Raw genomic sequence first — 13,647 nt, forward strand, 5'->3', positions numbered from 1 at the left:
ACGGGGAGGAGGATCGTTCGCGGGGTCAGACGGCGGTCAACGCGCGACCGGCGCGGCACCGGGCGGGGGAGCGCCGACCGGCGCACCGTCCGGACGCGGGCCGCCGGGAGCCGCGCTGTCCGGCGCGATCCGCTCCGCGACCGTCCGGCGGGCCAGCATCACCGCGGTCCGCTCGTAGGCAAGGCCGGGATTGGTCCGCGCCATCGATATGTCGCGGAAGTAGCGCTGCAACCGGTTGCCGTCCTTCGCCGAGGTGCTCGTCCCGGCGGCGGTGTACAACAGATCGATCGCTTCCCCGGCCATGCGTGCGGCCTGCTGCAAACCGGCCTGGATCCGCATGTCGTCGATCTCCGCATAAGCGGCGGCGTCCTCGACGCCGGCCGCACAATAATCGAGGTAGGATTGCGCACCCGAGATGACCGCATTGCGCGCCGCCTCCAGCAGGCCGGCAGCGAGGCCATAGGGCCGCAGCAGGTCGTCAACGCCGCTGCCCGGTGCGCCCGGAGGACCCGCCGGCCCCTCGGCCTTCTTCTTCAGGATCAGCTCGAACTCGTCGAGCGCGGCGAACCCGATGCCGACCAGGATCGAGGTGATCTCGGTCTGGAAAAAGCCGAACATGCGCCCGGAATACATCGCGTTGCCGTGCAGGTGGTAACCGACGGTGCCGCCATCGATGTTGATCGAGAAGAAGTTCTGGCGACTGACCAGCGCATCGGGGACCAGCGCATCCTCGACCCGGATGCTGTTCGACCCGCTGCCGCGCAACCCGATGAAACCGCGCCAATTGTCGAGCATCGCCCATTGTTCGCGCGGGACGGTCACCGTGCCGAACATCGGCGGGCCGACCGGCGCGCCGCCCAGCGGGATCAGCCGCACGCCGAACATCGCATGGCTGCTGTGCGGCGAACCGGAGCAATAATCCCACTGGCCGTTGACGATCCAGCCTTCCGGCGTTTCGGTCGCGGTGCCGCTCGGCACGCCGCGGGCCGATGCGGCGAAATGGCCGTCGGCGCCGAACAGTATGTCCTGCCCCGCCTTCGAATAGAGCGCGGCGGCATTGAGCGCATGCGCCGAAGCGAGGCAAAAGCCCCAGCCGGTGCTTGGGCAGCCGCGGGCGATCTCCATCACCACGCGGGCGAACACGGTAAGGTCGAATTCGTAACCGCCATACATCCGGGGCTGGAGGATGCGGTACAGGCCGGCATCGCGGAATCGCTGATGCATCTCGTCCGAATAGGTCCCGCGGGCTTCGACATTGGCTTGGTCGGCCAGCAGGAGCGGGCGAAGCGCGCTGGCGCGCCGGACGATCTCCGCCGACGTAAGGTCAGGCTCGGGCTGCGGCAGGCCGGCAGCGGCCGAGGACACGTCTTTCAGGAGAGTTGCCACGGGATACCCACTTCTAGATGACAGATGCAGCGTGTGTGGATCGACCGGCATCGGCCGGCAACGCGACACCGTCGCCCGTCCGCTCCGCGTACCTCGTTTGGCTTCCCTCGCCGGTGGACCGAGCGCATGGACATGGCGATACCAAGCGGGAGGAACGGCCGTGCGCGACGAGACGACACCACGGATCGCGGCGGTCGATCCGGAGGCGATGACGCCGGCGCAGCACGCCGCCGCGGCCGTCGTCGCCGCGGGACCACGCGGGTCGGTGCGCGGGCCGTTCGCGGTGCTGCTGAACAGTCCGGGGGCGTTTGCGGCGGCACAGGGGCTCGGCGCCTATCTGCGCTTCGAAAGCCCGATCCCGGCCAATCTGCGCGAACTGGCGATCCTGGCGACCGCGCACCACTGGCGACAGGATTACGAATGGACCGTCCATGCCGCGCTGGCCGCGACGGCGGGCGTCAGCGCCAGTGCGATCGCGACGCTGGCGGCGGGGACGGACGTGGCCGGACTGACGCCAGAGGAAGCGCTGGTGCTGGAATTCTGCCGCCAATTGCATCGGTCGGGCAGCGTCGACGACACCATCTATGCGCCGGTCGCCCATCTGCTCGGCGCGGCGGGGGTGATCGATCTGTGTTCGATATGCGGCTATTATGCGTTGCTGGCGATGGTGATGAATGTCGCGCGCAACCCGCTGCCCGCGACACCCTCACCCTTCGCCGGTTGATCAGGCGGGCGTCTTTGCGGACGCCGCCTCCTCGATCGTGAACAGCTTCATCTTGTTGGTCAGCGGACCGCCCATCGCGATCTGCTTGCCACCCCGGTCGATCGGGCCGAGATCGACCGGCTCGGCACCGAGGTCGCGGATCAGCGCGGCGACCGCGGCATTGGCCTCGGCGTCGCTGCCGGCCAGGAACAGGACCTTGGCATCGTCCTGCGGCGGCAATGCCTTGTCGAACAGGAAGATCGGCTCATGGTTGAAGGCCTTGACCAGACGTGCGCCCGGAACGTGGTCCGCGACGATATCGCTCGACAGCGCGTCGCCGATATCGATCACGTCCGCCGGCGTCGGCCCCAGGCGATTGTTGGTCGCGTCGATCACGATCCGGCCCTGCCACGACAGGCCGTCGGTCGCCGCGGCCAGCTGGGGCCAGCGGATCGCCAGCAGCACGATATCGGCCTGCGCGAGCATGTCCGCCGGAGTCGCCGCGACGACGTCGCCATCGATACCGTCGACCAGCGCCTTCAGCGTATCCGGTCCGCGCGAATTCGACAGGATCACCCGCCAGCCGGCCTTGGCGGCTTTGGGCGCCAGCATCTGTGCAAGACGGCCTGCACCTAGAAAACCGAGAGTCTTCACCGAACATATCCTTTGCGTGAGGGTCGGCGGCGACCTGTCCATCCGGGGCGCCGGCCAGCAATGGTCACGCCCCGACCGTCCGGCTGGTGTACGGCGTCAGGCGGCGAGCCGCGCCCAGCCCGGTCCGCCGCCCGGACCGGGGGCCGCGCCGGGGATCAAGTCGCGCAGGCTTTCCTCCACCCGGTCGCGCGCCGCCATGAGCGGTCCGCCGAGCTGGTCGCGCGCCTCGTCGAACGTCAGCTCGGCGGCATGCCAGACGACGTTCATGCAGGCGACGACGTCGCCGCCGACGCGGACCGGCACCGCCATGCTCGCGCACCGGCGATGCGCGAGATCGTGGCAGATGACGAAGCCGTCACGCCGTCCGTCGCCAAGCGCGCGTTCGATCGTCGCCCGGTCCGCGAACGCATCGTCCGCCGTGGCGGTGGCATAGAGATCGTCGAGTATCGCGTCGCGCGCCGCATCGCCGCAATGGCTCAGATAGGCGAGGCCGAGCGGGCTGACGAGCATCGGCCGCGATTGCCCGATCATGCCGATATCGGCGGACATCGAGCTGATCCGGTGCGTCGATTCGACGATCAGCATGGCATGGTCCTGCGGCACGGCGATGTCCGAAGGCCAGACGACCTGCGAGGTCAGCGCGTGCATCGCCGGCCATGCCGCGTGGCGGATGAGACCGAACTGGTCGCGCGACTGCGCGAGCTCGCGCACCTTCGGCGACACGCGGAATTCGCGCGAGAACGGCCCCTGATAGATCAGGGTGAGCTCGCCGAGCGTTTCGAGGATGCGGTGAACGGTAGGGCGCGGCAGATCGAGGCTGCGGCAGATGTCGCTGGGATGCGCACCATCGACGGTGTTCAAATAGCGCAAGACCTCGATGCCACGCGAGAGTGACCGGATATGCTTGTATGTCATAACCTCTCCAGGTTCTTTTATGGCGGAGAGACTAGCATGGCGACGGGCGGGCCACAAACGGCGGGCAACCCGCCGGCATCCGCACAATTAGCTTATGTCATTGTTTTAACTGGATAAGATCGATGTACACGGACCGGACGATCGGTCATTCGTCCGATCCGTGTCGCAGCGATGTCAGACCGTGCCGAACTTGTCGGCGAGACCGTTGAGCGCGCCGGCGATATCGCCGCCGATGCCCTTCTCGGCCATCTCCTTCATGGCATCGGGGATCTCGACCGCGATGCTGTAGTCGACCTGGGAGCTCTCGCCCGCCGCGTTGACCTTGAACGTGGCAAGGAATCCCTCGAGGCGCGGCACGCCGGGCGGCAGGATCTGGTCGGGCACCATCTCATAGGCGAGAATGCGCTGGTCGTCGTCCAGCGTCGCGATGCGATCGAGCACGGTATTGCCGCGCGCCATCTTGACGACGCGCTCGCCGTCCTTCTCGCCCTTTTCGGTGGAGACGATGTGCGGCTGCCAGTCCTCGAAATTGTAGAAATCACGGACGTAGGTCCACACCGTATCGGCCGGCGCCGCGAGCTTGATCGACTGGGATATCTTCACGTCACTTCTCCTTTGGGGATTCGTTCAATCGTGGACTGCCGCCGCTCGGGCCGGCGCCATCGGCGCGAACCGGGGCAGCGATGCCTCGTCGCCCGCGTCGTGGAACACGACCTGCACCCGCTGCCCGATCGCGACGTCGGCAGGGTCGATGTCGACGATATTGGTCAGCACCCTCGGCCCCTCGTCGAGGTCGACGAGGGCGAGAACGAAACTGCCGGCTTCGCGATAGGCGCCCTCGCCGCGATGGACGTGGCTGTGGCTGTAGACGGTGGCGAGGCCCGACGCCTCGCGCCAGTCGACGTGCATCGACCCGCAGGCGCTGCAGAACGCCTTGGGATACCAGATCGCCACGCCGCATCCGGTGCAGAACGGCAGGACCAGACGGCCCGCCTTCGCCGCCGACCAGAACGGCCGGGTCTCGGGCGAGACATAGGGCGCCGGCGTCGGCAGGCCGGCGCGTGTCGTCGGATCGGCCATCATGCGTCCTCCCGTCCGAGTATCAGCGAGACGCTGGCTTGCCGCGACATGCCGCCGCCGGTGCCGTGCGCGATCGCCAGTTCGCAGTCGCGCACCTGCGTTTCGGCATGGGCCTCGCCGCGCAGCTGCCGCACCGCCTCGACGATCTTGACCATGCCGCCCTGATAGCCGGGATGGTTGTTACACAGGCCGCCGCCGTCGGTGTTGACGGGAATGGCACCGTCGCGGCGCAGCGCGCCGCTGGCGACGAACGCCCCGCCCTCCCCCTTCTTGCAGAAGCCGAGGTCTTCCAGCGTCATGATGACGGTGATCGTGAAGGAATCGTAGATCGACGCGTAATCGATGTCGGCCAGCGCGACGCCCGCCTCGGCCAAGGCGCTCGGCCCCGATATCGTCGCGCCGGTACTGGTGAAGTCGATGGCGCCGCGACCGCCATGCCGGATCGCCTCGCCATGGCCGAGGACCGTCACCGAGCGGCGTTGGAGGCTGCGCGCGATCTCGGGCGCGACGACGACGATCGCGCCACCGCCATCCGTGACGACGCAGCAGTCGAGCCGGTGCAGCGGGTCGGCGATCATCGGCGAATGGACGACGTCGTCGACCGTGACCAGCTTCCTGAGCAGCGCAGCGGGATTGTGTTGCGCATATTCCGAGGCGGTGACCTTGGCGGCGGCGAGCTGCGCCGCGGTCGTGCCATAGTCGTGCATGTGGCGCCGCGCGGCGAGCGCATAGATGCCCGCATTGGTCTCGCCATATACCGTCTCGAACGGAAATTCCGGCGTGTCGGCGGTATGTTTGTTGCCACGGATGACGCCGCGTACCTTGGCGCCCTGGGTGATGAGCGCGACGCGGCATTTCCCCGCCGCGATCGCCGCCGCCGCATGGCCGACGTGCGACAGATAGGACGAGCCGCCGACGAACGTCGCATCGACATAGCGCGGCGCCAGACCGAGATATTCGGTCAGCGAGACGCCGCCGAAGCCCAGTTGCCCGGTCGAGAAATAGCCGTCGACATCGCGGATCGACAGCCCGGCATCGGCCAGCGCGCCGATCGCGCATTCGGCATGGATCTGCTGGACCGAATGATCGGGCAGATCGCGCCCGGGATGTTCGAAGACCCCGGCGATATGGGCCTTGCCGCGAATGCTCATCGAAACTCCTCCAGGGGGCGGGTCATGCGGCGAGCCGGCCGAGCGACGGCAGCGGATCGCGGACGCCCGCCTCGCGCAGGCACCACCAGATCATCGCCTGATTGCTGGTCATCACCGGCATGCCGAGGTCGCGTTCGAGGTCGGTGATGATGCCGAAGACCCGGATCGCGGTGCAGCTGAGGAAGCACAGGTCCGCGCCGCTGCCGGCCTGGTCCATCGCCTGGCGATACCATTCGCCGGGCTCGACCGAGGACATCGCGCGTCCCTCCTTCAACCCCATGCCGGAGGCGTGGACGACCTCGACGCCGCAATGCCGGAGGAACGCCACCTCGCGCTCGACGACCGGCGCGATATAGGGCGAGATCATCATGACCCGGCGCGAGCCCAGCGCCCTGATCGCCGCGACGATGCCGTCGGCGGTGCTGATCGCCGGGCGTCCGGCGACCGCCTCCATGCGCAATCGCAACGCTTCTCCCATCTCCGGGTCGAACGTCGAGACCGCGGTGCAGTTGAACAGCAGCCGATCGATCCCGGCGTCGCTCAGCAGGACGACCGCCGCCTCGACGCCCTCGGTCATGCCGAGAAGGTCCTCGCGCGTGCTGCCCGCCAGCTTCAGCCGCGTCGTGTTGAGCGAGACGCCGGGGGGCAGGATGCGCGTGATCTCGGGCTCGGCGACCGGATTGCTCGACGGCAGCAACATGCCCAGCCGCAGCCGCCAGCCGAAGCCCTTGCCGCGCGAGGGGTCCGAGGCCCGCGAGGGGTCCAAAATGGTCACGTCGCCCCTCCAATCGAGCCCGTCGTGCCGTGGTCCGGCACCTGTTCCTCGCTGTGCTGGCGCGCGTGCGGCAACGCCAATGCCTCCGCGGCGACGTCCGCCTGGTGTATCCCGGTTTCGTCTGGTCTCGGCTCGGGCGGAGGCTTACATCCGCGTAATGAACGAGAATATCCGCGCCCTGTTCAGGGGGATAAGCGCGCTGCGCATCGTCAGCGACACCGGCGGCACGACCTGCCAGCAGATCGCCAACGAACTCGGCCTGTCGCGTCCCACCGTCTACCGCATTCTCGAGACGCTGGTCGCCAGCGGTCTTGTCTCCGTCGACGGGGACAAGGTCTATCACCCGACCTTCGCGGTGCGCGCGCTGGAGAACGGCCTCACCGATCGCGCCTGGGCGCTGTGGACCGCGACGCCGACGCTGGCCGAGTTGCAGAAGGAAGTCGTCTGGACGTGCGAGATCGCGACGTTCGAGGATTATGCGATGGTCCGTCGCGACTCGATGCATCTCGAAAACCCGTTCCGCATCGACGTGCGCAACTTCGACGATCGACCGCGCTCGATGCTGACGAGCGCGCTGGGACGGGCTTATCTGGCGTTCGCGCCCGATCAGGAGACCGACCTGATCCTGCGCCATATCGAGCGGTTCGGCGATCCGGTCGATCCGGAGGCACGGGTGGGCACGCAGACGCGCGCGCAACTCGCGACGGTGCGCGAGAAGGGCTATGCGCTCGAACAGCGGCTGGCCTATCCGCACGTCACCTCGATCGCCGCCCCCGTCCGCTTCCGCGGTCGCGTGCTCGCCTGTATCGACGTCGCCTGGATCTCGCGCGCGATCAAGGTGCAGGAGGGGATCGACCAGTTCGTCCCGGCACTGATGCGCGCGCAGACCGAGATCGAACGCAATCTCGAACGCGACGCGCGCGACTGACGCCGCCGGATGGCCGCGGTTCACCCCGCGGACGCCATCCCGATGCGGATTTACGGCGCCCTCCCCGCCCGCCTAGCTCGCCGCGATCAGACGCACGTGCCGAGGGCATCTGCGCGCATCCGGAGGGTAGACGTCATGGAAGTTGGCCACGTCGGGCTTTACGTCAGCGATTTCGACCGCATGCTGACCTTCTACCGGAAGATCTTCGGTTTCGCGGTGACGGACGAGGCGCGCAGCGACAGCCGTTCGATCGCGTTCCTGACCGCCGACCCCACGTCGCACCACCAGCTCGTGCTCGTCACCGGGCGGCCCGACAGCGACCAGCATCTGATGAACCAGCTGTCGTTCCGTCTGCAGACGCTCGCCGAATTGCAGCGCGTGTACAAGAAGCTGGTCGACGAAGGCGTGCCGAACCTCGAACCGCTGACCCACGGCATCGCCTGGTCGGTGTATTTTCCCGATCCCGACGGCAATCGCGTCGAGGCCTATGTCGACACGCCCTGGTACATCACCCAGCCGCATCGCACGACGATCGACCTCGCCGCGCCCGAAGACGAGATCGTCGCGCAGACGGAGGCGATGTGTCGCAAGGCACCCGGCTTCACGCCGATGCGGCAATGGAGCGCCGACGTCGCGCGCGACATCGCGACGCTCTGACGCCCTCGGATCGCCGCGGGGCAACGATGAACGCAATCTACGACGTCGCCGTCATCGGGTGCGGCCCGGTCGGCGCAACGCTGGCCAATCTGCTCGAGCGGCAGGGCCGGCGGGTGGTCCTGGTGGACCAGTTCGCCGAGGCCTATCCCCTGCCGCGCGCCACGCATATCGACGGCGAGGCTTTGCGCATCCTGCAGACCGCGGGCGTCGCCGACGCGCTGTCGCCGCATCTCGGCATCTATCGCCGCATGCGGTTCGAGGATGCCGATGGCGCAATGCTGATCGACTGGCCGCGCCCGGTCGAGCCGGGGATCCATGGCTGGCGCGACAGCAATCGCTTTCACCAACCCGATCTCGAAGCTGTACTGCGCGCGCGTGCCGCGACCGTGGCCGGTATCGACCTGCGGCTCGGCTGGACGGTCACCGGCATCGCCCAGGATGACGACGGCGTCACGCTCACCACGTCCGCCCCCGATGGCGCGCTCGCGCCTATCCGGGCACGCTATGCGGTCGGCTGCGACGGCGCCCGGTCCCGCGTGCGACAGGCGATCGGGGCGGAAACCCGAACGCTTGCCCCGTCCGAACGATGGCTCGTCGCCGACCTCATTCTCGGCCCGGATGCCCCCGATCTTCCCGAAGGCACGGTGCAATATTGCGATCCCGCCCGCCCCTTCACCTATATCGAGGCGGTGGGTCGACGCCGGCGCTGGGAGGTCATGCTGCTGCCCGGCGACGACCCCGCGGACTTCGCCCGGCCGGAAAACGTGCATGCGCTGCTGGGCCGCTGGCTCGCGCCCGACGATGCCGCGCTGGAACGTGCGGTGGTCTATACCTTCAATTCCGTCATCGCATCGCGATGGCGCAGCGGCCGGCTGCTGATCGCCGGCGACGCCGCGCATCAAACGCCCCCCTTTCTCGGCCAGGGCCTGTGCGCCGGTCTGCGTGACGCCGCCAATCTGTCGTGGAAGCTGGCCTGGGTGATCGACGGTCGCGCGACGCCGGCGCTGCTGGACACCTATCAGGCCGAACTCGCGCCTCACGTCACCCATTATATCGCCGAGGCCAACCGGATCGGCGCGATCATCCAGGAACGCGATCCCGATCGTGCCCGCGTGCGGGATGCGACGTTGCTGGCGCAACCGCAGGTGCTGGTGCCGATCCGACCGCGGCTCGGCGGCGACGCGGCGACGGCCGATCCGCTCGCCGGCACGCTCGCGACCCAGCCGCGGCTGGGCGACGGCATGCTGCTCGACGATGCCGCACCGCTGCGCTTCGTGCTGCTCGCGCGTCCCGACATCGTCGACACCGTCGATCCGGCGACGCGCGCCATCTGGTCGAGGGCGGACGTGATGATCGTCACCGACGCGGCGCACGACTATCTCGCGACCATCGGCGCCGCGGCGGTGCTGATCCGCCCGGACCATTATATTTTCGGCACGGCGCGCACCGCCGAGGCGCTCGACGCTCTGACGCGCACCATCCCGCTCGCCGGCGCCGGCTGACGCCGGCGATGCCTGCGCTGCTGGAACCCGCCGGCCGGATCGGGCGCGACCTGCGCCGGCCGGAATGCGTGCTCGTCGCCGCCGACGGCACGGTGTTCGTCTCCGACGCGCGCGGCGGCGTGACGCGGATCGACGCGATGGATCGCTGCACGCACCTTCCCTGCCCCGGTGGCGTCACCAACGGCGTGGCGCAACGGCGTGACGGCACGTTGATCCTCGCCGGCATCGACAGCGGCACGGTGCACGTCCTGCGGCCCGACGGCAGCAGCATGCCGTTGATCGACCGGTTCGACGGCGAGCCGCTCGGCGCGGTGAACTTCGCCTATTGCGACCCGCGCGGCGATCTCTGGCTTACCGTCTCGACGCGAACCGTCCCGCGCTCGTGCGCGATCGATGCGCCGATCCCCGACGGCTATGTGCTGTCGCTGCGCGCCGACGGCCCGCGGCTGATGGCCGAGGGCCTGTGCTTCGCCAACGAGCTGCGCATCGATCCCGCGATGCGATGGGCCTATCTCGCCGAATCCGCGCGCGGCCGGGTCGTGCGGATGGCGATCGGCGCCGACGGCACGCTGGGCCCGGCCATGCCGTTCGGCCCCGATCCGCTGTTCGCGAACGCCATCGTCGATGGTCTCGCCTGGGATGTCGAGGGTGGGCTATGGGTGACGGAGGTCACGCGCAACGCCCTCTACCGGATCGCGCCGGACGGTATCGCGCAATGCCTGTACGAGGATCCGGACGCGTCGTTGCTGGATTTCCCGGCGAGCATCGCCTTCGGCGGGCCGGACCGCCGCACGCTCTACGTCGGATCGATCCGGATGGACCATGTCCTGCGCTTCCGCAGTCCGGTCGCCGGCGCGCCGATGTGGCACCATCGGCGAGACGGGCGACGCTGACCGCCGCCCGCCGTGCCGTTTGATCAGACGGCTTCCGCCTTGATCGGGTTGCTGAGGACGCCGACCTCGGTGATCTCGACCTCGACCACGTCGCCGTCCTTCATGAACAACATGGGCTCCCGCCGAACCCCGACACCGCCCGGCGTGCCGGTGACGATGACGTCGCCCGCTTCCAGCGGGATGAAAGTGGAACAATATTCGATCAGCTCGGGGATCTTGAAGATCATGTCGCTGCTCTTGGCATTCTGCACCTCCACCCCGTTCAGGCGGGTTTTCAGGTGCAGGTCCTGATCGTCGGCGATCTCGTCGCGCGTCGTCATCCACGGGCCGAACGCGCCGGTCTTGTACCAGTTCTTGCCCGGCCCCCACTGCGGCGTATGGCGCTGCCATTCGCGGATGCTGCCGTCGTTATACGGCGCGTAACCGGCGATATGGTCCCAGCAATCCGCCTGCGAAATGCGCCGTCCGGGCTTGCCGATGATGACCGCGATCTCGCCTTCATAATCGTAGGTCCCGGATTCGGGCGGCGCGATCATCGGCTCGCCGTGACCGACCTGGCTGATCGGAAAGCGCGCGAACACCATCGGCTTGGCGCTCGGATCGCGACCGATCTCGTTGCGGTGCGTCTCGTAGTTCACGCCGATGCAGATGATCTTGGGCGGGTTCGGGATCACCGGCAGGAATTCGATGTCCGCCAGCGCGTGATCGCCGGTCGCGCCCGCGACGGCCCGGTCCAGTTCGCCCAGCGCGTCGGCCCTGAGCGCGTCGACGATGGTCACGAAGCGGCCCTCGAACCGGCGGCCGAGATCGACGACCTCGTCGCCGACCACCGCGCCGAAGCTTTCGCGCCCGTCGATCTTGAAGCTCAACAGTTTCATCAGGATTCCTTTGCTGAAATGAAGGGGGACGCCAGCGGGAAGCGGTCGAGATAGCGGACGTATTCGGGCTCGAGATCGATCTCGATCGCCGCCATGACCCGGACGAGGCCGTTATATTCCCCGATCGCGACGAGCAGATCGACGAGCTGATCGGTGGGCAGCGCCGCCGCCAACGTGTCGAACAGCGGCTGGGGCAGGATTAGGTCGTCGGTCAGCGTTCGCGTCGCTGCCAGCACGGCCACCGCCAGCGGCTCCAGATGCGAGGTTTCCCCCGCGGTCTCGGTCGCGATCGCGCGGATATCGTCCTCGGTCACGCCGAACGACAGCGCGACGTCGACGTGATGCGCCCATTCGTAGGCGGAACGCGTCGAATAGCCGACCTGGAGGATCGCCAGTTCGCGCAATCGCGCGTCGAGCCCGCTGTCGTGGCGCAGATACATGCCACGCCCCGCGACCAGCCGCGCGAGCTTCGGGCTGTGCGCGACGGCGCGCGTGATGTTCGACTTCATCCGCGGAATATCCTGGAATTCCGGGGCGAGATCGGCGTTGTCGAGATAGCGGAGGCGCCCCATCGTCAGGCCGCCTCGGCCTGCGCCTGGCGCACGATCGAATAGGGATCGAGGTTGGCCGAGGCGAAGTCGACGAGATCGCTGTGATAGCCTTCCTGCGAACAGGTGAGGAATTCTCCGCTGAGCAGCCCGTCGACGAACGTCTGCGCGGCATGGTCGGCGGTCGCGGGGCGGGCGCGCCGCGCCGGCACGCCGCGACGGAAATCGTCGAGGGTGGGCGCGCCGACACCCGCCGGCGGCGGTCCGCCGGGGCGGTCCGAGGTCGCGGTCAGGCCCGGACAGAAGACCGACAGCGTCACGCCCGTATCCTCGAGCGCATGCGCGAAGGCATAGCTCATCGCCAGTTGCGCGCCCTTGGAGGCGATATACGGCCCCATGAAGCGGGTCGGCGGATCGGGCAGCAGCGCGAGACCGGACGCGGTGTTGACGATCCGCCCCGTGCCGCGCGCGACCATATGCGGCAGGAAGGCGCGGATCATCCGGACATAGCCCAGGACGTTGACGTCCAGGGCGTCGCGCCACACCTCGATATCGGTGTCGGCGATCGGCCCGGTCACCGGCGGCTTGGCCGCATTGTTGAGCAGGATGTCGACACCGCCGCATTCGGCGAGCACGACGGCGCGCAGCGCGTCGACGTCGGCGTCGCTGCGCACGTCGCAGCGATAGCCGCGCGCATCGCCGGGCAGCGACGCGGCGGCCGCGACCGCGCCGTCGCCGTCCAGATCGACGATCACCAGACGCGCGCCGAGATCGGCCAGCTTGCGGGCGGTCGCGCGCCCGATCCCGGTCGCCGCGCCGGTGATCAGGATCGTCTGGCCATCGAAACTCGTCATTGCGTAGTCCTCACGTCGGCAGCGGTCATCTGGTCGTCGAGCAGATGCAGGAAGGATCGCCAGGATCGCCGGTCGGCGGCGGCGTCGTAGGCGAAGCCCGGCATGGTCGGTGCGTCGCGGTCGGTGAAGCCGTGGCCGACCCCGCCATAGACGCACAGCTGGTAATCGACCGGCACGCCGCGCACCGCGGCGCCGAATGCAGCAAGCTGGTCGGCCGGCACGAACGGATCGGCATCGCCGGTACAGACCAGCACGGACCGGCCGATCAGGCCGTCGACGCCGCGCGCGCTGGCGACCGAGCCGTGGAACGAGGTGACGCTGCCCGCCGCCGCGCCCGAGCGCGCCAGTTCGAGCGCGCACCAGCCGCCGAAACAATAGCCGGCAAGCGCGACGCGTCGATCGTCGACACCGCATCTCGCGACCAGCGTGGCAAGCGCCGCTTCCATGCGCGCGATCAGGGTTGCGGGATCGGCCTTCAGCGCCTCGACCCAGCGGCGGGCCTCGTCATGCCCTTCGGCCAGTCGCCCCCTGCCGTGCAGGTCCGCGCCCAGCGCGGCATAACCGGCCGCGGCGAGCGCGTCGACGCGCCGTCGCACATGGCCGCCGACGCCGGGTGCCTCGGGAAAGACCAGCACCGCGCCACGGATGTCGCGCGTCGCCGGTTCGGCATAATAGCCCCGGGCGGACACGCCGCCGCCGGTATAAGCGAAATCGCTTCCCATC

16 protein-coding genes are annotated in these 13,647 nt (G+C 68.5%); 5 read left to right on the forward strand and 11 right to left on the reverse strand.

Annotated elements, in window-relative coordinates; translation table 11 throughout:
* Positions 1-36: 36 nt before the first annotated feature.
* The gene (locus FFS23_RS06760; RefSeq protein ID WP_249340562.1) at positions 37-1,365 is read right to left on the reverse strand and encodes an acyl-CoA dehydrogenase family protein; all 1,329 of its coding nucleotides are present in this window, start codon (positions 1,363-1,365) and stop codon (positions 37-39) included.
* A gap of 181 nt (positions 1,366-1,546) precedes the next feature.
* Here FFS23_RS06760 and FFS23_RS06765 point away from each other — a divergent pair, with 181 nt between their 5' ends.
* Positions 1,547-2,110, forward strand: a complete 564-nt coding sequence (locus tag FFS23_RS06765) for a carboxymuconolactone decarboxylase family protein (RefSeq protein ID WP_137897989.1) — start codon at positions 1,547-1,549, stop codon at positions 2,108-2,110.
* On the opposite strand, the gene FFS23_RS06770 is transcribed toward FFS23_RS06765, so the two are convergent.
* The 6 genes from FFS23_RS06770 to FFS23_RS06795 form a co-directional block, all read right to left on the reverse strand.
* Positions 2,111-2,785, reverse strand: coding sequence for an NADPH-dependent F420 reductase (locus tag FFS23_RS06770; protein ID WP_283214444.1), 675 nt, complete (start codon positions 2,783-2,785; stop codon positions 2,111-2,113).
* 54 nt (positions 2,786-2,839) lie between these two features.
* Positions 2,840-3,658: a helix-turn-helix domain-containing protein gene (locus FFS23_RS06775; RefSeq protein WP_137897991.1), complete on the reverse strand. Its 819-nt coding sequence runs from the start codon at positions 3,656-3,658 to the stop codon at positions 2,840-2,842.
* Positions 3,659-3,832: 174 nt separating this feature from the next.
* Positions 3,833-4,261, reverse strand: coding sequence for an SRPBCC family protein (locus FFS23_RS06780; protein WP_137897992.1), 429 nt, complete (start codon positions 4,259-4,261; stop codon positions 3,833-3,835).
* 24 nt (positions 4,262-4,285) lie between these two features.
* Complete coding sequence (locus FFS23_RS06785) at positions 4,286-4,741, reverse strand: Zn-ribbon domain-containing OB-fold protein (RefSeq protein ID WP_245640756.1); 456 nt, start codon at positions 4,739-4,741, stop codon at positions 4,286-4,288.
* Positions 4,738-5,889 (reverse strand): thiolase domain-containing protein, encoded by a 1,152-nt coding sequence (locus tag FFS23_RS06790; RefSeq protein ID WP_038665546.1) that lies wholly within the window; start codon positions 5,887-5,889, stop codon positions 4,738-4,740. Before FFS23_RS06790 ends, FFS23_RS06785 begins: the two co-directional genes overlap by 4 nt.
* Before the next feature lie 22 nt (positions 5,890-5,911).
* Entirely contained in the window at positions 5,912-6,664 is a 753-nt protein-coding gene (locus FFS23_RS06795; RefSeq protein WP_249340564.1) for a maleate cis-trans isomerase family protein, read from the reverse strand.
* A 157-nt stretch (positions 6,665-6,821) separates the two neighbouring features.
* Here FFS23_RS06795 and FFS23_RS06800 point away from each other — a divergent pair, with 157 nt between their 5' ends.
* The 4 genes from FFS23_RS06800 to FFS23_RS06815 all read left to right on the forward strand — a co-directional run bounded on the left by FFS23_RS06800 (position 6,822) and on the right by FFS23_RS06815 (position 10,644).
* Positions 6,822-7,592, forward strand: coding sequence for a helix-turn-helix domain-containing protein (locus tag FFS23_RS06800; protein WP_038665543.1), 771 nt, complete (start codon positions 6,822-6,824; stop codon positions 7,590-7,592).
* Between the two features lie 135 nt (positions 7,593-7,727).
* Positions 7,728-8,249, forward strand: a complete 522-nt coding sequence (locus FFS23_RS06805) for a VOC family protein (protein WP_038665540.1) — start codon at positions 7,728-7,730, stop codon at positions 8,247-8,249.
* Between the two features lie 26 nt (positions 8,250-8,275).
* Positions 8,276-9,751: a bifunctional 3-(3-hydroxy-phenyl)propionate/3-hydroxycinnamic acid hydroxylase MhpA gene (mhpA, locus tag FFS23_RS06810; RefSeq protein ID WP_171009400.1), complete on the forward strand. Its 1,476-nt coding sequence runs from the start codon at positions 8,276-8,278 to the stop codon at positions 9,749-9,751.
* An 8-nt stretch (positions 9,752-9,759) separates the two neighbouring features.
* Entirely contained in the window at positions 9,760-10,644 is an 885-nt protein-coding gene (locus tag FFS23_RS06815) for an SMP-30/gluconolactonase/LRE family protein (RefSeq protein ID WP_137897994.1), read from the forward strand.
* Between the two features lie 23 nt (positions 10,645-10,667).
* On the opposite strand, the gene FFS23_RS06820 is transcribed toward FFS23_RS06815, so the two are convergent.
* The 4 genes from FFS23_RS06820 to FFS23_RS06835 are packed head-to-tail and all read right to left on the reverse strand — an operon-like array spanning position 10,668 to position 13,646.
* Complete coding sequence (locus FFS23_RS06820) at positions 10,668-11,522, reverse strand: fumarylacetoacetate hydrolase family protein (protein ID WP_137897995.1); 855 nt, start codon at positions 11,520-11,522, stop codon at positions 10,668-10,670.
* Positions 11,522-12,094: a carboxymuconolactone decarboxylase family protein gene (locus FFS23_RS06825; RefSeq protein WP_137897996.1), complete on the reverse strand. Its 573-nt coding sequence runs from the start codon at positions 12,092-12,094 to the stop codon at positions 11,522-11,524. The genes FFS23_RS06820 and FFS23_RS06825 overlap by 1 nt, the downstream gene beginning before the upstream one ends.
* A 2-nt stretch (positions 12,095-12,096) precedes the next feature.
* Positions 12,097-12,924 carry an SDR family NAD(P)-dependent oxidoreductase gene (locus FFS23_RS06830; RefSeq protein WP_137897997.1) on the reverse strand — a complete coding sequence of 276 codons (828 nt, stop codon included), beginning with the start codon at positions 12,922-12,924 and terminating at the stop codon, positions 12,097-12,099.
* On the reverse strand, positions 12,921-13,646 hold the full coding sequence (locus FFS23_RS06835; RefSeq protein WP_137898017.1) for a dienelactone hydrolase family protein: 726 nt from the start codon (positions 13,644-13,646) through the stop codon (positions 12,921-12,923). Before FFS23_RS06835 ends, FFS23_RS06830 begins: the two co-directional genes overlap by 4 nt.
* Position 13,647 lies beyond the last annotated feature (1 nt).

Source organism: Sphingomonas sp. 2SG (assembly GCF_005503285.1).
GTDB classification, from domain to species: Bacteria; Pseudomonadota; Alphaproteobacteria; order Sphingomonadales; family Sphingomonadaceae; genus Sphingomonas; species Sphingomonas taxi.